The sequence below is a fragment of the Ferdinandcohnia sp. QZ13 genome (assembly GCF_031324165.1).
GTDB lineage: Bacteria > Bacillota > Bacilli > Bacillales > Bacillaceae_L > Ferdinandcohnia.
In genome coordinates this window covers 1,661,062-1,680,255 of record NZ_JAVIVW010000001.1, presented here as the reverse complement: position 1 = coordinate 1,680,255, position 19,194 = coordinate 1,661,062, and the positions used below count along the sequence as shown (strand labels likewise).

23 protein-coding genes and 1 pseudogene are annotated in these 19,194 nt (G+C 32.3%); 17 read left to right on the top strand and 7 right to left on the bottom strand.

The features are described 5' to 3' along the window. Window positions 1–140: 140 nt before the first annotated feature. Window positions 141–914, bottom strand: coding sequence for a hypothetical protein (locus RGU12_RS08130; RefSeq protein ID WP_309535633.1), 774 nt, complete (start codon window positions 912–914; stop codon window positions 141–143). Between the two features lie 358 nt (window positions 915–1,272). On the opposite strand from RGU12_RS08130, the pseudogene RGU12_RS08125 reads away from it, so the two are divergent. From RGU12_RS08125 to RGU12_RS08110, 4 genes and pseudogenes are all read left to right on the top strand, one after another. Further along, window positions 1,273–1,437, top strand: a pseudogene (locus tag RGU12_RS08125) (tyrosine-type recombinase/integrase); the annotation flags it as partial. Between the two features lie 84 nt (window positions 1,438–1,521). After that, a complete protein-coding gene (locus tag RGU12_RS08120; RefSeq protein WP_309535632.1) occupies window positions 1,522–2,793 on the top strand; it encodes a hypothetical protein in 1,272 nt (423 codons plus the stop codon). Between the two features lie 542 nt (window positions 2,794–3,335). Continuing rightward, on the top strand, window positions 3,336–4,364 hold the full coding sequence (locus tag RGU12_RS08115; protein WP_309535631.1) for a DUF4238 domain-containing protein: 1,029 nt from the start codon (window positions 3,336–3,338) through the stop codon (window positions 4,362–4,364). Window positions 4,365–4,599: 235 nt separating this feature from the next. Further along, window positions 4,600–5,496 (top strand): hypothetical protein, encoded by an 897-nt coding sequence (locus tag RGU12_RS08110; RefSeq protein WP_309535630.1) that lies wholly within the window; start codon window positions 4,600–4,602, stop codon window positions 5,494–5,496. Between the two features lie 156 nt (window positions 5,497–5,652). Here RGU12_RS08110 and RGU12_RS08105 read toward each other — a convergent pair whose 3' ends face one another. After that, window positions 5,653–5,958: a nucleotidyltransferase family protein gene (locus RGU12_RS08105; protein WP_309535629.1), complete on the bottom strand. Its 306-nt coding sequence runs from the start codon at window positions 5,956–5,958 to the stop codon at window positions 5,653–5,655. 157 nt (window positions 5,959–6,115) lie between these two features. Between RGU12_RS08105 and RGU12_RS08100 the strand changes: the two genes are divergently transcribed. Both RGU12_RS08100 and RGU12_RS08095 read left to right on the top strand, forming a co-directional pair. Beyond that, window positions 6,116–6,571 (top strand): hypothetical protein, encoded by a 456-nt coding sequence (locus RGU12_RS08100; protein WP_309535628.1) that lies wholly within the window; start codon window positions 6,116–6,118, stop codon window positions 6,569–6,571. Window positions 6,572–6,631: 60 nt separating this feature from the next. Next, on the top strand, window positions 6,632–6,919 hold the full coding sequence (locus tag RGU12_RS08095; RefSeq protein ID WP_309535627.1) for a nucleotidyltransferase family protein: 288 nt from the start codon (window positions 6,632–6,634) through the stop codon (window positions 6,917–6,919). A 37-nt stretch (window positions 6,920–6,956) separates the two neighbouring features. On the opposite strand, the gene RGU12_RS08090 is transcribed toward RGU12_RS08095, so the two are convergent. From RGU12_RS08090 to RGU12_RS08070, 5 genes are all read right to left on the bottom strand, one after another. Continuing rightward, on the bottom strand, window positions 6,957–7,187 hold the full coding sequence (locus RGU12_RS08090) for a hypothetical protein (RefSeq protein WP_309535626.1): 231 nt from the start codon (window positions 7,185–7,187) through the stop codon (window positions 6,957–6,959). Then, on the bottom strand, window positions 7,151–7,348 hold the full coding sequence (locus RGU12_RS08085; protein WP_309535625.1) for a hypothetical protein: 198 nt from the start codon (window positions 7,346–7,348) through the stop codon (window positions 7,151–7,153). Before RGU12_RS08085 ends, RGU12_RS08090 begins: the two co-directional genes overlap by 37 nt. A gap of 93 nt (window positions 7,349–7,441) precedes the next feature. Then, window positions 7,442–7,798 (bottom strand): ankyrin repeat domain-containing protein, encoded by a 357-nt coding sequence (locus tag RGU12_RS08080; RefSeq protein WP_309535624.1) that lies wholly within the window; start codon window positions 7,796–7,798, stop codon window positions 7,442–7,444. Window positions 7,799–7,846: 48 nt separating this feature from the next. Beyond that, the gene (locus RGU12_RS08075; protein ID WP_309535623.1) at window positions 7,847–8,320 is read right to left on the bottom strand and encodes a hypothetical protein; all 474 of its coding nucleotides are present in this window, start codon (window positions 8,318–8,320) and stop codon (window positions 7,847–7,849) included. 145 nt (window positions 8,321–8,465) lie between these two features. Continuing rightward, window positions 8,466–9,035, bottom strand: coding sequence for a hypothetical protein (locus tag RGU12_RS08070; protein ID WP_309535622.1), 570 nt, complete (start codon window positions 9,033–9,035; stop codon window positions 8,466–8,468). A gap of 386 nt (window positions 9,036–9,421) precedes the next feature. Here RGU12_RS08070 and RGU12_RS08065 point away from each other — a divergent pair, with 386 nt between their 5' ends. From RGU12_RS08065 to RGU12_RS08015, 11 genes are all read left to right on the top strand, one after another. After that, window positions 9,422–9,685: a hypothetical protein gene (locus RGU12_RS08065; protein WP_309535621.1), complete on the top strand. Its 264-nt coding sequence runs from the start codon at window positions 9,422–9,424 to the stop codon at window positions 9,683–9,685. A 384-nt stretch (window positions 9,686–10,069) separates the two neighbouring features. Continuing rightward, the gene (locus tag RGU12_RS08060) at window positions 10,070–11,005 is read left to right on the top strand and encodes an LAGLIDADG family homing endonuclease (protein WP_309535620.1); all 936 of its coding nucleotides are present in this window, start codon (window positions 10,070–10,072) and stop codon (window positions 11,003–11,005) included. Next, the gene (locus RGU12_RS08055) at window positions 10,998–11,297 is read left to right on the top strand and encodes a hypothetical protein (protein WP_309535619.1); all 300 of its coding nucleotides are present in this window, start codon (window positions 10,998–11,000) and stop codon (window positions 11,295–11,297) included. Before RGU12_RS08060 ends, RGU12_RS08055 begins: the two co-directional genes overlap by 8 nt. Window positions 11,298–11,521: 224 nt before the next feature. Next, on the top strand, window positions 11,522–12,364 hold the full coding sequence (locus tag RGU12_RS08050; RefSeq protein ID WP_309535618.1) for an ABC-three component system protein: 843 nt from the start codon (window positions 11,522–11,524) through the stop codon (window positions 12,362–12,364). After that, window positions 12,364–12,597, top strand: coding sequence for an ABC-three component system middle component 7 (locus RGU12_RS08045; protein ID WP_309535617.1), 234 nt, complete (start codon window positions 12,364–12,366; stop codon window positions 12,595–12,597). The genes RGU12_RS08050 and RGU12_RS08045 overlap by 1 nt, the downstream gene beginning before the upstream one ends. Beyond that, window positions 12,581–14,188: a DUF2326 domain-containing protein gene (locus RGU12_RS08040; protein WP_309535616.1), complete on the top strand. Its 1,608-nt coding sequence runs from the start codon at window positions 12,581–12,583 to the stop codon at window positions 14,186–14,188. The genes RGU12_RS08045 and RGU12_RS08040 overlap by 17 nt, the downstream gene beginning before the upstream one ends. Before the next feature lie 337 nt (window positions 14,189–14,525). Next, the gene (locus tag RGU12_RS08035; RefSeq protein WP_309535615.1) at window positions 14,526–15,101 is read left to right on the top strand and encodes a TetR/AcrR family transcriptional regulator; all 576 of its coding nucleotides are present in this window, start codon (window positions 14,526–14,528) and stop codon (window positions 15,099–15,101) included. Window positions 15,102–15,126: 25 nt separating this feature from the next. Beyond that, a complete protein-coding gene (locus RGU12_RS08030) occupies window positions 15,127–17,055 on the top strand; it encodes a serine hydrolase domain-containing protein (RefSeq protein ID WP_309535614.1) in 1,929 nt (642 codons plus the stop codon). 176 nt (window positions 17,056–17,231) lie between these two features. After that, window positions 17,232–17,930, top strand: coding sequence for an SMI1/KNR4 family protein (locus RGU12_RS08025; protein WP_309535613.1), 699 nt, complete (start codon window positions 17,232–17,234; stop codon window positions 17,928–17,930). A 20-nt stretch (window positions 17,931–17,950) separates the two neighbouring features. Next, complete coding sequence (locus tag RGU12_RS08020; protein ID WP_309535612.1) at window positions 17,951–18,391, top strand: SMI1/KNR4 family protein; 441 nt, start codon at window positions 17,951–17,953, stop codon at window positions 18,389–18,391. A gap of 269 nt (window positions 18,392–18,660) precedes the next feature. Further along, the gene (locus RGU12_RS08015; RefSeq protein ID WP_309535611.1) at window positions 18,661–19,167 is read left to right on the top strand and encodes a type 1 glutamine amidotransferase domain-containing protein; all 507 of its coding nucleotides are present in this window, start codon (window positions 18,661–18,663) and stop codon (window positions 19,165–19,167) included. Window positions 19,168–19,194: the final 27 nt, after the last annotated feature.

Below are 19,194 nucleotides of genomic sequence, written 5' to 3'. Positions count from 1 at the left end.
TCATCTAAATATATCGGTAATTATAACAATAAATTTAGCATGGAAAAGGTTGGGGCATTATATTTGGACCCCAACCTTTTTTACTACATTGAAACGATTATTAAATTAAAGCACCAGTTCGTTTAAGTACCAATGGTTCTCTACTCCTCCAACTCTTCTAAGATAACTGTGAAAATCAATTCATTCTCTAGTAATTGTTTCGTTTCAATAATCGAGACATCCTCGCTAATATCTCCAAGTTCAAGTTGAAGAGGACCAGATGGTTCTCCTCCAAAGGCAACTAAACGATATTCATTCTGATATTTAAAGAAGATGTCTTTTTCAAAGTAAAGATCTAAACTTCCTTTATTAAAAGCGTTAATTCGTTCTGTACGGTTAATGGATTGATCTTCATATCTTACAATGTTCGATGCTATATAAACTCCTTTTTTATTTGCAGCTTCATCTACTCGTTCGAAAAATTTTCCAACATTAATTAGTGCTACGTGGTCACCAAACTCATTTTCTGCCTTTTCTACCATTTCATCTGGTAATACGAGTTTTACTTTTGCAATCCCTGTTTTTTTATTGAGGCTCATTACTTCTAAGACATCAGGTGTGATTGCTGTTGCACAATACAGGTGATTTTGAAGGTCATCATCACTTCTTAATACTGATTCAGAAGCTTTCCCCTGTAAAACAACTTCATCACTACCAATTGGCGTTAACTTCCAATCAACATCATTTAAAATTAGTGCTAACTCGTTCTTATCTCCTTGCCCTCGATTTCCTTCTTTTTCTTCTTGTTCTTTGAAAAATTTAAACTGATTCATATAAAGCAACCCACTCGATAAATCTTCTAAATATTTTTTATCTGAAAATTTGAGTAGTCCGATTAATTTATTTTCATTCGGAATAAGTTCTCTTAATTTCATAGGATTATCTTCCTTTCTAGTTTAGGAATTTCAATTAGAGTTGTTGACAAGTAAATAGTACCCTAATATGTGCAATAAACTGTTAAGAAGCTTTAAATTTCCATTGCAAAATATGGTTTATATTATCCTTGAAATAATTATCTTATAAGGGAATATTTTTATTTATAAAGAGAAATAGTATTTTATCAAGGAATCATTTTATATTAGATGAGAAAAGTATTGGTGACCCCTCATTATAATAGTGTCTGCAAAGCCTTGGTACGTAAAGGTTTTAAAAGAAAATTTCTAATGAGTATTTTATTGCTAATTAATTATACTATGTATTCTATTACTATATTTATTATGAACTTTATTATTAATGTTTCGTCATACGTTTTGCAAATGGATGCTTAAAGCAACTAACAATGATATTGAGAAAGTAAGAAGGTTAGCTGGGCATAGTAATATTGCTACCACCAGCAGGTATTTAAAAGATTCATATACTGATTTAGCAGATGCGGTTGAAGCGATGCCAAGGTTTTAATTCACGGCTTTTAATCAACTATCTCATAACTGATGCAACCATGCTTGATTAACAGTGCTTAATGGAAAGGAAATGCAAAAGTAAATGAACTATAATTTGAATCTGAAATGTAAGGTATGTGGAAATGTTGTACGTCTAAAAGTATACGGAGGTTATGAACTTGAAAATCCATTTGCATTTAGCTGCCCTGAATGTAAAATTACCATTCAAGGTCATTTAATCTGGAATGAAAACATAGAAAATGGATTTATTAAAGAGTTTAAATGTAATAATGCTAATATTACAGAAAGTGAAGGTACTGAAAGTCATTTGCTACAATTAGCAACAGAATTTTTTACTGATAAAATAAAGAAATTTGACATTTCAGATCCTACAATGTTGTTTTCACCATTTATGATGGATGAATCAAGTTTTGACATAAAACAAAGTAAAACTAGTTTTGTAAAATATATAACTGAAGAGTTTGAGGAACAATTTACAGTAACTTTAAGGTTATGGGAACTCTACAAAAATAAAAGTTATGTTTATTTGAATAGGCAACTATTAAGACATAAATTTGTTGAGCCAGTAGTGATGGGAGCAGTATTAAATATAGATTACCCTAAGAAAATAATGGAAGTGTTATATAATCCATTTATAATTTTCCTGACAGAAAGTGGACAAATACAAGATATTATTACTCTAAGAAGTATGTTAGAGAAAGCAAATAAACTTTACCCGACAGAGGTAAGAGAATTAAAAAAAGATTTACAGGAATTAATACTAAATTCAGATGAGGACATTATTCATTTATTAGGTAACTTTAATGAATATTATCGTCTTATTTGGCCAGTTATTTTATCCGAGATATATGGAACTCATAATATAGATGATATAAAAGAGAAAAAAGGTGTATTGACAACCAACTTTGAAATGCTGAAAAATTATTATGTTGAGGCATTTGAAATCTTGTCCTCTGTATTGCCAATTTTTATGGGATTGCAAAACATTATTAATAGAGGGGATAGAAATAAATTTAATGAAGAAACACAAAGTAAATTTAAAAAGATTAAAAATATTCAGGACTATGATAAAAAGGTACAAAATAAAGGAAATAAAGTAAAGTTCTTTGAGGATGAAAATGCTTTTGATGAAATTTTTGATATTCCCTTTATATTAGATAACTCAATCAGGAATAGTATTGGCCATCATTCGTACACATATATTTCTGATTTACAATTAATAAGATTTAAGGATAGAAGTAAGCAATGGGATTTATACTTAATAGAATTTGGAAGCTTATTATACAAGACATTTAATGCTACTTTTCTTGTATTAGAAGTTATTATGTTTTTGAATACAAAAATTAACGATTGAATTTATGGCTGACTTTTGGCAGAAGTAGGGAAATCATTTTTTAATCTAAACGTTATTATAATAATTGGTAAAAAAATCGAAGAGTCAATTGCAGTTGTAGCTGCTCTCTTTATTTTGTTCGGAAGAATGTGTTTCGAATGTTTATATCTGATCACCTGAAGGGGTGAATTGTTTAGTTGACGGAAACAAGTCCCACGTGGGTCTCACTTCTATCCAGCTACCGTTATCATATCTCGATATAAAAAAGAACAACTAGAAATAATTTCCGGCTGAGCATACAGTAAAATCGGGTACTAGAGTTAAAGAAGACATAATGCGGAGAAAATATTAAATATCAACATAAATACCATACCGAATCACAACTGGATTAACTCTGGTATATTTAGCATACAAAAACTCTTGGATGTGTTCCTGATTTATAATAAAACATAAATATCAAACGTTGTACCTAACTTTATGAGATAATTATTTATACATAATGAATCGGAAAAATATATTATGAGAGAAGTAATAGATAGGCAGTTCGGGAAGGGGGACAACTAATGGGAAAAGTTAAAAATCAACACTATGTACCTAGGTCGTACTTGAAGTACTTTTCAAATGAAAAAGGTCAGTTATGGGTTTACGATAAAGAAACGGATGCTGTTTTTTCTAGTAATATTACTAATATTGCATCGCAAAGGTATTTTTATGATATTCCCTTTGACGAGATATTTGAGGTTATATCCGAAGATGAGAAGAAAAAACTTGAAGAAGAGCTATCAAAATTGGGTTTCGATACAAAACAAGATGGCTATAAAACGATTGAACAAGGAATTGAGGATTTTTTCTCTACGGAAATTGAAGGTCCTTATAAGAGCTTATTAGAAAATATTAGAAGTCGGTATACATTAAATCCTAATCCGTTATTTTCAGAAGCACTAACTTTAGAAGAACGTCATCCTCTATCACTACTTATTGCATATCAAATTGTTAGATCTAAAGAATTCCGTGAAAGCCTAATTGAAACCCAAAACGGGGCATTACAAGCAATGGTTGATAGACTCGCAAAAATGCACGATAAAGACTATGAGTATGGGAGTATGACCGTAGAAAGAGAGCATGAATTTCCTAGTGTTGAACATGCTCAGTTTATATTAGGGGATTTTCCATTCATGTTAGCGCAGTCTTTGGCTAATCATTGTTGGATAGTAGGGGTAAACCAAACCACAATGCCATTTTATACATCTGATAATCCTGTAATTAAAGTTGCTCATAAACGTCATCCAATAATGTCATACGAAGGATACAATTCTAAAGGAATTGAAATCGCACTACCTATTTCACAAAAGCATATTTTAATCATGTATGAACGAACCTATCATAAGGATTATTTGGAGCTGGAAAATTCCTTTGTTCCAATGAAAGATGTTCAAAATGTTATATATTATAACTCCTTACAGGTTTATCAATCTAATCGCCAAATATACTGTCATGACAAAAAATTTCACCTAATACATAATATGAAGGCAAAAGATGGTTCCTTAAAAAGAACGCCCAAAAAAATAAAAGTAAATGGGCGTGATTTCTAAAAACTGTGATTAAAAAACAAGAAACAAAATGGCTTTGATTATAAAATAATAATTATATATAAACGACTTATAACTGGATGAAAAGCCGTCATGTTCTTTAACACAAAGGGTATTGAAAAATATGGTGAAGTACAACACAATTTATATAAACATAATTTTGGGAAAGCGGAAAGAAGCAAGGTTTAATGTCTAACAATAGTTCGATTTCGTAATAAGTAATCGAAAGGAGGACCATATGAATTTAGAAATTTTAATCTCAACAATTGTGACTTCTACAGCTGCATTAATTGCCATCATCGGAGGATTTCTAGTTAGTAGGGTCATTACACTTTCCAGTGAACAAAATGGAATCAATAGAAAACTAAGAGAAATAAATAATGAAATCACTTCAAAAGAAGATACGCTATCCCAAGTGAAGGAATATATTATAGGTGAAGCTGCATTTGATTTTATAAGAGATAATGTTGAGGAACTATCAATAGGTAAAGAATCATTGGAAGAAATACATAAAGAAGATCGATTTACAGAATTAAGTTTGGAACAGCTGGAGCCTTATATTAGAGAATATAAATCTATTTTTAATGAGGTAAAAGACCTTGTAAGGCAATTCGGTTCAGTTCTAAGTGATTTTTATAAGTTTAAAAAAAGATTAACCACTGAAGTTTCCAAACCTGAAAAACTAGATTGGTATGAAGTAGCATATGATTTTATTTATGAATCATTGCCTAGTAAGAACTCGAATCACCCTTTTCTTCCAGATATTTCATCTTTATCAAATCTACATAAAACAGTACCTCAAGTGAATCATTATTATCGCGAACAAGTAAAAATAAAGGAACAGCTCGAAACGGAACTAGCAGTCTTAAAGCTTCATAAAATGGAACAGGATAAGATTTTAACCGAATATGGAAATCCTAATGGGGTCTGGAGTGGTTTAGCTGTCCTCATATACAGTGGTATTGTAGGTATCGCTTATCCAGTAACATTATTGCCTTATCCTCCAAACACATATAATGATTCACTTACAAAAGTGGTTTTAATCATCCTGTTTTTAAGTGAATTAGTGGCTCTATTCGGTTATCTAATCCTAGCGATGCGAAAATTAACGAAAATGGTCAATAATAAAAAGTAATAGCTCAAGCTTAACTGGTTCGGCTGACAGGGAGAAAACTATAAATAACAGATTAACTGGGGACATAATTCAAATATGGATTGGTGTCTCTCGCTTTTTATTGTTATAACAATGTTTTTGGACCCTTTATTTATGATTTAACGTTTACTCTTAAACCTAATTACTAGTTACAAATTTTGCACTTCCTAAAATACTTGGTTTTAAAGCAGGTTTAATATCATCTACTATAACCAAATCAATCGACTTTTGAAAATGGTCTTCAAGTTCAAGCTTTAATTCTATATAATTATCAAAAGATAGGTGCGAATCGTTGAATTCAACTAACAAATCAATGTCGCTATTTTCTTTTTGTTCTTCATGTACATATGAACCGAATACACCAATTCGCTTGACTCCATATTTTAATTTCCATGTGTTCAAGTTTTTTGACAGTTCCTCAAGGATTTCCTGTTTCGATAACATACTTTCACCTCCATTTTTTATCATTATAGTATTATTCTTTTTGTATAATTTCCAGAAGCTTGTATTCAAATAAGAGAAGACGTATTGAAAATGTGTTACAGTTGCTTTAAGAAATAACGTAATATAGTTTCAAAGTAGGAAGGGATAGAGTTATTTTATGACAGAAAATAAGAGGAAGTTCGAATGGGTTGATAAGTGGGCGAAGATGACAGGTGAACGCGCAAGAATTGATGCTAAAGTCCATAAGACCGCTATTGTATATAACACAGAGGCTGGGTGGGTTAAGGAGCATTATGATGGTACAATTGAGATAATAAATACCAAAGAAAATAGAGGTGAGAATATGCGGGAGAAGGAACGAATAAATAGAATTATGTCACTTTTACAAAGGATTTGGGAGCAGCAGCCTGATGTGAGATTTAACCAATTAATCTCTAATCTGCAGCATATGTATTCCTCACAAAACGAAGGATATGGTCAAAGAATGATGAAAGAGAAAGGATCATTAGGTGATGAAGCAGAATCTTCTTATTTGGACTTATTCTACCTAGAGGACGACAAGTGGGAAGAATTCCTGCAAAAGTTAGTTGATAATCGGGCAACAGATGATTAATGACCTCTTTAACTTTTGTATAGTTAGAAGAAGAAGCTTAGTGAATGTGAGGGCTATACCATGTTGTGTAATGTTCTTAAAGAAAAGCGTAATATAATATTAAAAATTGGATACAAGCACGGAATTGAAAATATACGAGTATTTGGATCCGTTGCGAGGCTTGAAGATAAACCGAATAGTGATCTTGACCTACTTGTCGAAATTAATGCAGAAAGAAGTTTATTTGATCTGATTCGATTTAAACATGAACTTGAGGATTTGCTTGGTGTAAGCGTTGATGTCGTCACAGAAAATGATATTCATTGGAGTATTAGACAAAATGTATTAGCTGAAGCCGTTCAACTATGAAAATCAGCAAGTAAGATCCGTCATTCTCATTTGCTAATTAAGGTTTGCTGGGTACATAATCCATTTCGTATAATTCTATATAATCTAAACTTCGGAGTTCTTCTCCAATTAATTTTCCTGTTAATTCATGATCTAAATACCGATAATATTCTTTTGCTGTATCTATATCCTCAAAGACCTTACCAATTACATAATGTCCTCTATTATCATAACCTATAACAACGTATCTTTTCATTCCCGCTCCCATTCCCCTTTGCAATCTGGACATTGCCATTTGATCACCCTATCAAACTCCATGCTAGAAATGCCAATTTTTCTTGAGCCGTGAGTTGCTCCGTTATAATGATGTTGTAATTCTTCAGGTATAGGAACTTTAAGATTAACACCACAGTGTGGGCAAAACTCCTTGTTATCGTTAGTTCTACTCATAATGGTCCACCTTTCTCTCCTATAAAAGTAGTAAATGTTTTACCCGCTACATTTTTAGTATATTTTCATATCGGTAACTATAGAAGTTAATTGTTAAGGAGCATATTTCCTAAGCAAATCAATTATTTCTGATTGATAATGACCATCCCAGCCGCTCAATGCCCTTTCAAAACAGGTGGTATCCCTTATTGCACCATTTTGTAATAGAAGTTTAGCAATATTATAAAATCCGAAATAACAGGCAATGTGAAGTACTGTTCTATTTAGTTTATCTTTTTTATTAACATTGACTCCATGTTGTATTAGCCTTTGTGTAAAAGCATAACTATTTTCATAAACTGCCCAATATAATAAACTTTGGTCATATATATCTTCATTCACATCATGTGTTTTTAAATATTTATCAAGATCTGCTACATTTTCGTTACGTAACAGCTTAAAATAATCCATTTCTAAACACCTCTTATAATAAATTTCTAATTTTCCATTTATCTTTTACTATGAACGTACATCGCTCATTACACAACCTATAAGTGGATTCGATATGTTGGCGTGCCGGAACAGCCAATTAACTAATTTTGGTTCAAAACTAAACTCCTCAACAAGTACCTTTCCTTCGATAAATAATATGGCAATATCAGCCGATAGGGTAATATGTGTATCACTATACTCAAAAGTCATTATTACATCTCTGCTTTGATACTTTTCGATGTCTGTTCCGAAACTTTCGAAGTAGATGGCAATATTATCATCGCTAGTTATCTCGACGAGTTTGTTATAAAAATCCTCAATGTTTTTTTCAAAGACTTCTTTTTTTAATTCTCCCTTTGCAGTTTTGTCATCAAAATTTGTAAGATATTGTTCCAAATCAAGCCTTACATTTAAGTACCTTATCCAATCAACTTGTTCGAGAGGTTGTGTTGACTTTGCTTCGAATTTTTCTACAATACCAAATACGTAAAATGTACCCATATTAAAAGATCCCTCACCTTTCTATTAATATTATATGTAAAAAACGGTTTGTTTTTTATTCATTCATTCATTCATTCATCTACAGAGAAGATTATTAAATTAACATTTAAAAATTTTCGTTACTTCTTTTAAAAGAAATCTACGTCTATTTCTGTAATACTTTTCTCGCTGCATTATGAGCGCTTTTAGCGAAAGGGTTATTAGCCCTTAGAACTTTTGGTAAGTATTTTATTGATATTTCTAGATTAGGATTTTGTATTTGCTTATTTTCGAATAAATGGATTAATTCTGCTTGAGTATTCGATAATGAAAAGACCTTATTGAAGTTTAATTTATAAGTTAATATCTCGGTTATATTATTAACATCTGAATAGATTACGATATTCTTAATGAAACTGTTCAGATGCGTTTCGAAGTTACAAAGACTCGATATAATTGCCTGTAATTCCCCATAAATATTTTTTCCTTTGCAATCTTTTGGGGGATAAATAACGTTACTTTCGACTATTACAGATCCATTATGTACATACGAACAGGCAATAGACATTAAATTTTTTTCTATTTGCATGGAACAGTCACAATAAACATACAATGTCTCAAAGCTGTAGTAATGATGATAGATTAGATCCTTTACGCTCTCAGGGATCTTTTTCTCATATCTCCCCCAAAAGTTTGGTCTTTTTCCTGCTCTTTTTGTCGTGCCTTTTATTTTCATACCTTCACATCACTTTTAATTTACTAATTTAAAGCTATTATAGGTGTTTTGATGTAAGATTTATACCTAATATCCGCAACAGGTCGTTTCGTGGTCATGAATGAACGATTTAGAGTTATAAACTATTTTAAGAATATCCATTTATGGCAAGCTCCCCCTTTTATAATAGACACGTAGAGTTGTTAAAATACTGCAATATACAAGTTATAATAATAGTATAGCAATTATTGTTATTTACTTTTATTTCAAACAAAATATTAATAAAGACCTTTTGGGTCCATGTAAATGAAAAAAATCATCGGTGAGATGTGTGGCGATAAAACAATCGTTAGCATTCTTATCGGTGTTTTTTTATATAAAAAGTCAGTAAAAGGAGAGGAAACAAAATGAATCAAATGGAACAGTACCTTGTTGTAAGAAGAACTAAGGAGAAGGATGAGCAATTTGCAGTGATTGATGCAATGTCTCTAGCTGAGGCTAAGGCGATTTTAAAAGTCCGATATGACAACTTCGATATCAATAATGAAGAAATGCAGGAAGAGGACTTTTTCATCTTTAAAGCAGATGGAGAGTTGAAATATGATGAAAACAATCGAGTAGTACTTAAAGAAGTAGGGGCTATGATAATTATTTCTAAGTGGCAGCAATAAGTAAAGATGAAAAAGATGACTTTTGTTGGTTACAGCAGGAGTCATCTTTTTTTGGTTATTAGTTATTTATAATGTTTAGCTTTAACAACTGAATAGATAACGAACTCTTACAATTAATCTATTAAACACTGACTGCACTGAACGTCGTGTATTAGAGTAAGTTTGGTCGTCACGATAGATGTCTAAGAAGAAATGTCCTAAACATCCAGTGACTCTGTTATCTTTTTCTCCAGCACCTCATCCTAATTATTTATTGTAAGTTTAGACGTACAAAAACATTGGTCTATCAAGGTTTATGTAGATAGATAAAATGAGTACAGTATATATTTTAATAATTGGTCAATATTTAATATTAAATAAGATTGATGGAGAATGGTTAAAAATATGGACAAAGTATTAAATGAAAGTGACATTATTTCTTGGTATTTACTGGGGAAGCCAATGGAAGAGATTGTTAAGCATTCTAAATATAAAGATAAGAGCGGAGTATATAGAGCTTTAAAGAGAAACAATATTACACCAGATAGAAATCCTCGAATAAATCTCTCGGATTTGAAAGTTAAAAAAATGATTGATATGTATAATTCCTCGCAAAAAGTAACCGCTGTTGAGTTAGGCAAGGAATTTGGGGGTATTTCAGGCGATTCCGTACTGCGTATATTAAGGGAGAATGGGGTTGAAATAAGACCCCAGCCTAGAAAGCATCCTATAGATGAAGAGTATTTTTCATTATTTACTCCAGATAGTATGTACGTACTTGCTCTTATACAAACAGATGGGAATATTCACCAAGATTATCTTGGATTCTCCATTGTTCAAAAAGATCATGAATTGTTACAGAAAATCGCAATTAATATGGGAGCAACTGAAGAAATTATTTATGAACATACAAATAGTAAAATACCTGTGTTAATAGTAAGAAGTCAAAAAATGGTCAACTCATTATCAGAAACTTTTATGCTACACCCTAATAAGTCTAAAACATTGGAAATGCCACAAGTACCTAAAGAATTTAGACCTTCACTATTAAGAGGGCTTTTTGATGGTGATGGACACTTTTCAAAGAGAGAAGCAGGCTTTGTAACTGCAAGTGAATCTTTTGCTTTATCATTCTATGATATTCTCCAAGAGTATGATCTGGATCCTAAATTGAATCTAGAGAAACCTAATGAGACATGGCTATTTAGAGTGTATGTTCGCGGGAAAGATAAGCTTCAAATGCTATATGATATATTGTATAGTGATGGGTGTACATTATATAGAGTAGATAAAAGAAAGAAGCTTTTAAATGCATATAATAAAGGTGATATATATGCATAGCAATGAGAAGTTAGAAAGACCAGTATTGGAGAAAAAGGTTATTCAAATGTATGTAATGGAAAAATTAGGTGCGCCAACTATTGGCAAGGAATTAGGCATAAGTAAAACCGAAGTTTATCGAATTTTAGAAAGTAACAATATAGATAGAAGGCAAAGAAAATCGCTGGTTGCTCAAAAGATTATAGAATTATATGAGCAAAAAATGAGTATATATGAGCTGTGTGAACATTTCGGATTACAAGAAAAGACAATAAAGATCATCATATCACAGAGTGAAAGTGAAAATGCTTGATGAAATTTTCTTCGTCAACCACTTCATCAGAGAAACCATTCATATCCGATTCTGATGGAAGTTTATATGATTAAGTTAAAAGCTTGGAGCTTGAGAATCTACTCAAGCTTTTTGTGTGCTTTGTATTGTAAATTGTTGGGTATTTCATAAGGCTATTTACCCCGTAATATGGAATTAAGGAAATTAATTGATTTCAAGAAAAAAACAGTACAAAAGAAGGGTTTTTGATAGAAAATGTCGAATTCATGTATAATTGGCAAATGCTTTTATTGCTAATAAAGATGACTGACGGTATCAGAGGTGTTTTTATGTCTAGGCCTAGAAGAAAGCCAACTGAAAATGAAACGGCATTGTTATTATCCGAAGTCGAGAATTTATGTCCTCTATGTTCTATTACTTTAATGTATGAGAAAAAAGGGCAAAGGAAAAAACGCTTCGAAGCTGCCCATATATATCCTTTAAATCCGACCCCGGAAGAAATTGAATTATTAAAGGATGAAAAGCGTCTACATGAGGATGTAAACCATTTAGATAACTTGATTGCTCTTTGCAGAAAATGTCATAAACAATTTGACCACCCTAGAACAGTGGAGGAATATAGAAAACTATATAATTTAAAAAGAGAGTTAATTGCAAGATCAAAAGCGCGAGAGGAATACCATGATTACCAAATTGAGTTAGAAATTAAACAGATTATTTTTACACTTGTAAATGAATTTACTGAAGCAACTTCTACACCTCTCTCGCTGAAGGTTTTAAAAATTGATGAAAAGACAGATGAAACACTAAGTGGGTTGACTAAAAGGAAAATTATTAATGATGTAACTGATTACTACATATACATAAAAGAACAATTCAAGTTATTAGATAAGCAAGAACAAAATTCATTTGAGTTAATAGCTACACAGGTTAAGGTATTTTACTTGAAATTAAGAAAAACTGAAAGCTCTCAACAAACAATTTATGAACAATTAATAGAGTGGTTATTTAAAAAAACAGAAAACAGTTCAAAAGAAGCATGTAGCATAATCATATCATTCTTTATACAGAATTGTGAGGTATTTTAATGATTGTACCTAATAAAGTAACTAGATTTAATGAATCGATTCTAGGGAAGATACCTTTTATTTTAAGTGAATTAAAAAAACAAGAAACAACTATCGAGCAACTGTATATGAGTACACAAGACTATTTTGATGAAGTAGATGAATTCATATTATCATTGGACGTTTTATATATACTCGAAGCTATTGATGTTGATTTAAATAAAGGGGTAATAAAGTATGCTGAGAGAGATTAGTAGTGAGATATTCTCCGAAAAACCTATTAAATTTCATAAAGGATTAAATATTGTATTAGGTGATAATGAAGGCTCGAATTCTATTGGAAAGTCAAACTTACTTATGATTATTGATTTTGTATTTGGAGGAAATACATATTTATCACATAATATTGATGTAGTTGAAAATTTAGGTCACCATGAATTCAATTTTATGTTTGAATTTAATGAAGAACAATTATTTTTCTCCAGAGGAACGGAAGAACCAAATTATGTTTATAAATGTACTCTAGATTACAAGAAAAAAACCCCACTTTCGTTAAGAGAATACACGAATCTTCTAAAAAAACAATATGATTTGGACCACCTAATGTTAACATTTAGATCTATAGTGAGTTTGTATTCGAGAGTTTGGGGAAAAAATAATTCAGAAGTAAAAAAACCACTGCATTCGGTAAGTAATGAAAAATTCATTGATACAGTTACGAGGTTGATTAAATTATTTAATCAGTATGAGCGGATTGAGAAAGAGGATAAAGAAATTAAAGAGCTTAATGAAGCGAAGAGATTAAGGGATAAAGCGGGAAGATTGCAGGTAATACCTAAAATAAATAAAAAGAATTATGAAAGTAACAAAAGAGAAATTCAAAGATTACAAGAAGAAATTAGAACGTTAAGTAAGAGTCTTTACAGCCCAATTATTAATATTTCAGAAATGGTTTCAGATGAAGTGCTGGAATTGAGAGAAAAGAAAAAAATATTATTGAATCAGAGAGAATATAATAAGTCTAGGCTTAATCGTATAAACACCAATATAAATAAATCTGTAAATATTAAATTTGAAGCATTGATAGACTTCTTCCCTGAAGTGAATTTAGAAAAGTTGAGGGAGATAGAGGATTTTCATGAAGGTATAAGTTCTATTCTACATAATGAGTTGAAAAGGGCTGAAAGAGAGTTAACACAGAAAATTAATTCTTTGGAACTTGAAATTTTGGAAATTAATGATAAATTAGATGAAATATTAAATCCAAACGAGGAACCAAACGTTTTTGTTGATAGTTTAATAGAGACCTCTTCTAATCTAAAAAATTTACAAATGCAGAACACATATTATGAAAAGTTAAAGTCCTTGAAAGATAGTATTGATAAAAAGAAATCAGAACTTGAAAAAGTCAAAGAGGATTTAGTTAACGATATAAGTAAAAAAATTAACGGTGAAATAAATAATATTTATACTCAAATTTATAATGAACAAAGAAATCAACCCAAGTTAAATTTGACACCTAATAACTATGAGTATGTTTATACTGATAACACTGGGACAGGAAACGCATATGTAAATTTAATAGCGTTCGACTTAGCTATATTTAATTTAACGGAATTGCCATTTATCACACATGACTCATTTTTATTTAAGAATATTGAAAAGCAAGCAGTAGAAAACTTAATTAAATATTATCATTCATTTGATAAACAGATATTTATTGCGATTGATGTAATAAATATCTATAATAAAGATACTAAAGATATAATTAATAAAAGCAAAGTTATTAAATTGTCAAAGGATAAATTATTATTTATTAAGGATTGGAGAACTAATAAGAATTAGAATGAAAAGTTTATTCATATTTTCTTAATAAAGTAAGATTTACACAATTTTTTCACAAGCCCTTAAAGAACCCTTATATATCAAGGGTCTAGAGGGAATGTTGTATCCCGACCACCGGTATCTAACCTTAGCACACAACTCAATAAATATCATCACCACAACACGTGAGACAAGGCCTAACCCTTGTCTCTTTTTGCATTATAAATAGATTGTCCCTGCTCGACTTTTCTGAATCTTCAAGAAAAAAACGGTTTACTATTTCCAAAATCATTGTATAATAAACGATATATAACATATGTTTTATATCATGCGATTTATAGCAAGAAAGGAACGAACCATGGCACCAAAGAAAAAATACTCTAAACAACAAATAATTGACGCTGCATTTGAAATCGCAAAGGAAGAGGGGATGTCCAGTATTACGATTCGAAAAGTCGCGGAGCATTTGGGAAGCTCGATTGCACCTATTTATGTCAATTTCAATACTATTGATGATCTAACCGAGGCCGTCATGCAAAAAATCATTGAATTAAGTTATCAGCTTTTAGCGGAAGAGAATTCTGGGAAGCCATTCCACGACATTGGGGTAGCTAGCCTCCGATTTGCAAGAGAATATCCAGTTCTTTTTCAGGATTTTGTCATGAATCAAAACAAGTATACCCAAAACTATGATCAAAATATGGGGGAAGGGTTAATTGACCAAATGAAAGGTGATGAAGATCTGGAAGGCTTTTCTGAGGACGAACTAATGACCATTTTTTTGAAAATGCGAATCTTTACAACAGGACTTTCTGTTATGGTTGCAAGTGGAATGCTTCCAGAAGAGTTTAACGAGGAAATGGGAGTTGAGCTATTAGGTAGTATGGCTACCGATGTGATTACATCTGCCTATTTACAAAAGAAAGGGACATAATCCAAAACAAGGGGGATATACCGGCTTGAAAATAATTAAGACATCCATTATTGCTTGTATGCTTTTGGTTTTCATGTTGATTGACAGTCGTTTGTCTTTTGCTGCAGGTGCTTATGACTTATCAGATATTGAAACGTTTATGGATGAGTTTTTACAGAAAAAAGTGGACGAAGAACATATTCCGAATATGGCTGTTACTGTTGTAGCTGATGGGGAAGTCGTTTTTGAAAAAGGCTATGGTTTTGCGAATATCAAGGAGCGAGCTAAGGTAAATCTAGAAACCACGATGTTTCGAATCGGGTCCGTATCCAAGCTCTTCACGTGGACGGCAATCATGCAGCTTGTCGAGCAAGGAAAGCTTGATCTAAATACGGATATTAATCAATATTTAGATTTTGATATCCCAGATAGGCTTGCAGTGGGTCCGAATAAAGAACAACCAAAACCAATTACTCTCTTAGATTTAATGACGCATACACCTGGATTTGAGGATTATTCGAGTGCTATTTTTAGGTTAACTGCTGACGAGATGCCTCCACTTGATCAATATGTGCGTGAATATCGACCAGAACGCGTATTTCCTGCTGGTGAAGTGCTCGCCTATTCGAATTATGGTACGGCTCTAGCTGGGTATATTGTACAACAGGTTTCGAGGATGCCTTATTCAGAATATGTAGAAGAGAATATATTTAAGCCGCTTGACATGAACCACAGTACGTTTCAACAACCATTACCAACGGAACTTTCTACTAATCTAGCACAAGCCTACAGATATATCGATGGGGAATTCAAAGAAGGAAGTTTCGAGTTTGTACCTGGACCTGCCGGAGGAATGAGTAGCACGGCAAATGATATGGCAAAGTTTATGCAAGCCTACCTTGCGGGTGGAACTCACAATGGAGAAAGGATTCTAGAAGAGGATACCGTTCAGCATATGTTCCAACAACAATTTACTCATCATGACCAGTTAGATGGGATGGCTTTAGGGTTTATCGAAAAGACAATGAATGGCAAACAAATTCTTCATCATGCTGGAAATACAGCACTGTTTGATTCGGGATTGTACTTATTACCTCAAGAAAATATCGGTCTATTTATCTCGTATAGTGGAAAAAATTTTCGCACGCATACAGAGCTTTTCGAGGTATTCATGGATCATTATTTTCCATCAGACGAGAGTGTAACCATCACGCCAATGGGTGGAGAGGAATCAAGTCAATATGTCGGTGAATATCATCATAATCGGAAAAGCTTTACGAATGAGGATCGGATTAGCAGTCTAATAATGGGAATGATCCAAGTCCAATTAAATGATACTGGAGATTTAGTAGTGACTCTAAACGGAGAAACCAATCAATTTGTCGAAACAGAACCTGGTGTTTACAAGAATACGAGTGAGGGACCCTCGATTGATGCTTATGGTGAATTTCGAACAATCGTCTTTCAAACAGATCCCCATGGGAATATAATGCTTACCACCGATGGCCCGATGTCCTATTCGAAAGCACCATGGTATGCGTCGAGTGGCTTTACTTTTTTATCGCTGATCCTCGTTATATTATTTTTTATTGGAAGTCTTCTCTATTGGAGTATCAAAGCATTGATTCGAAGAAAAAGGAAAACCTCTCAACCTAAATTAGTAGTTTTGGGGAAGGGGTTGGCCATTGCAGCGGGGCTGCTCCTGTTGTTTTTAGTGGCCAGCATTGCGATATCTGGGGGAGTCGATCCCATCTACCAACTACCAAAAGAAGCCTTAGGCATTGTACCTGCATGGAGCCCACTTTTAAATGTTATTCCCCTTCTTTTAACGATCTTAGGGATTGTAATGCTCATCTTCACGGTTCTCCTTTGGCGGGGAAGATACTGGCAAATCATTAGCCTTCTTCATTATTCCTTGTTATGTCTTATGATGATGCATCTGATTTGGATTTTTTGGTATTGGAATTTGTATTAGAGTGGCATGGGGATGGGTTTACCGGAATACAAGACGGGATGCCTGTCCCCATGGTATCGAAGGATATTTAACTTTAGGAGCATTACAGGACTGAAAATAGCACTTAATACCTGTTGTTTGAATTTCGTGTTTATGACTTTTGAATCATTAAGAAAAATAAAAAGGAGTGAAATTAGGTGGATAAAATATCTTTTTTAAAACAATACAGAAAAAATATTGAGTTTGTTTCTAACAAAGACATACACAATATTGGTAAGGAAGAAATTCCTGAAAATTGGCTTGAAATATTAATAGAAACAGATAAAAGTAAAAAGAAAGAGAAATTAATAGCTTTATGGAATAGTGTATGTGAAAAGGAATTAAGTAATACCATATCATATTTGAAAGAGTATTTATTAGAATTTGAACTAATTATAGATAATGGACAATATGCAGTACTATATAGCGTATTAAGTGAAAATGACGAAATTCTCTATTATGAAGGTGGTATTCCAAACAATCCTGTTTATATATCAGATATGCAACAAGACTGGTTACATGTTCCAATTACTGTTAAGAATTTTTATGAAAAGTTGCATAATGGGTTTTATTATCTGCCAAGTAGAGCCATGGGACTTGTACCTATAACCAATATAACTCATTTTAGGGAACATGAGTGGAGGATACTTGAAGATTTAGACGAACCATTAGGTATTAATCTGGAAACAACATATGGCTTTTTTGAGAATGGCATGGGAGGATATGTTGCTATAGATTTAAACAATTGTGCCGACGATGTGGCAACACTATGGTTTACTAATGATAACCCTGAATATAATTTGAATTTTTGGGATATTGTAGATGAATGGATTGTAATAGGGCTCCAAGACAGTTAGATTAATGTGAGGGTGAAAAAATGGGCTATGAACTTCTGAAGGAAAACAAAGAAAATAGTTTTTATCCAGTGACTGAAAAAGAAATAAAAGAGGTTAAGAAGGAACTCAATTTGAATTTTCCTAAGGAGTTAGTTAATTTTTATAAAGAGGTTGGCTACGGGTTTATTAAGGGTTCAGAGTTTAATATTAATCGTATTATGGACCCTTATTCCGTAAGAGATTTTCGGTTAAGAGTTAATGATTTTGAGTTTTATCCCGACATAGAAATCTATGATGAATTTGAAAATAATAAACTAATATTTTTTGAAGGTAGTGAATCAGCTTTAATGTCAATCGAATTGAATGAAAAGAATAACAGTCCAGTTTACTATTATGATATTCAAATTGCGACTGCACTTGAAGAATTTTTAAGAAAGATAGAAGAAAATGATAAATATTACTTGGAGTTACTAGTTGATTAAAAAACGATAATAAAACTCATACCTTGATTGGCTAAAAGCTTTTCAAGGTTTTTTAGCATTAAGAGGATATTAATGGCGAAAATTTTTATACGTAATTGTTAAAACACCTTTGACATTCGCAAATCATAGGTTCGTACCTTTTTTATGAAAAAGAATTAATAAACATGCGCATGACCCAAAATAGATTAGTTAAGCATCACTTTGTTTGAACTAACCACATGAATCCATTACTATATAAGTGTATTCAAATTACATAGGAGGGGATTTAGATGGCAAACGTATGCTTTTTACTTGCAAATGGCTATGAAGATTCAGAAATGAAGAACCCTTATGATGCAATGAATGAAGCGGGGCACAAAACCGTTATTGTTGGAATTGAAAAAGGTGCTGAGCTTAAAGGGAAGAAAGGAACGGTATCCTATACTTCTGATCTATCCATAAGTGAAGCGAAGGCTGATGATTATGATGCGGTGATTATTCCAGGCGGCGGAGCTCCAGAGGCACTTCGTGTCAATGATGAAGTCGTTCAATTTGTAAAACAAGCAAATGAACAAGGTAAAGTGATTGCAGGTATTTGTCATGGCCCACAAGTAATGATTAGTGCAGATATCCTAAAAGGGGTACAGGCAACTTCTTATATTGGAATCCGAGATGATTTGAAGAACGCTGGATCTACCTATTTAGACCAAGAGGTAGTAGTTGATGGAAATATTATCACGTCTCGTACACCTAAGGACGAGCCAGCATTTATTAAGGAAATTTTAAATAAATTATAAGTTTGAAGGTCTCTTCAAGTTTTTGAA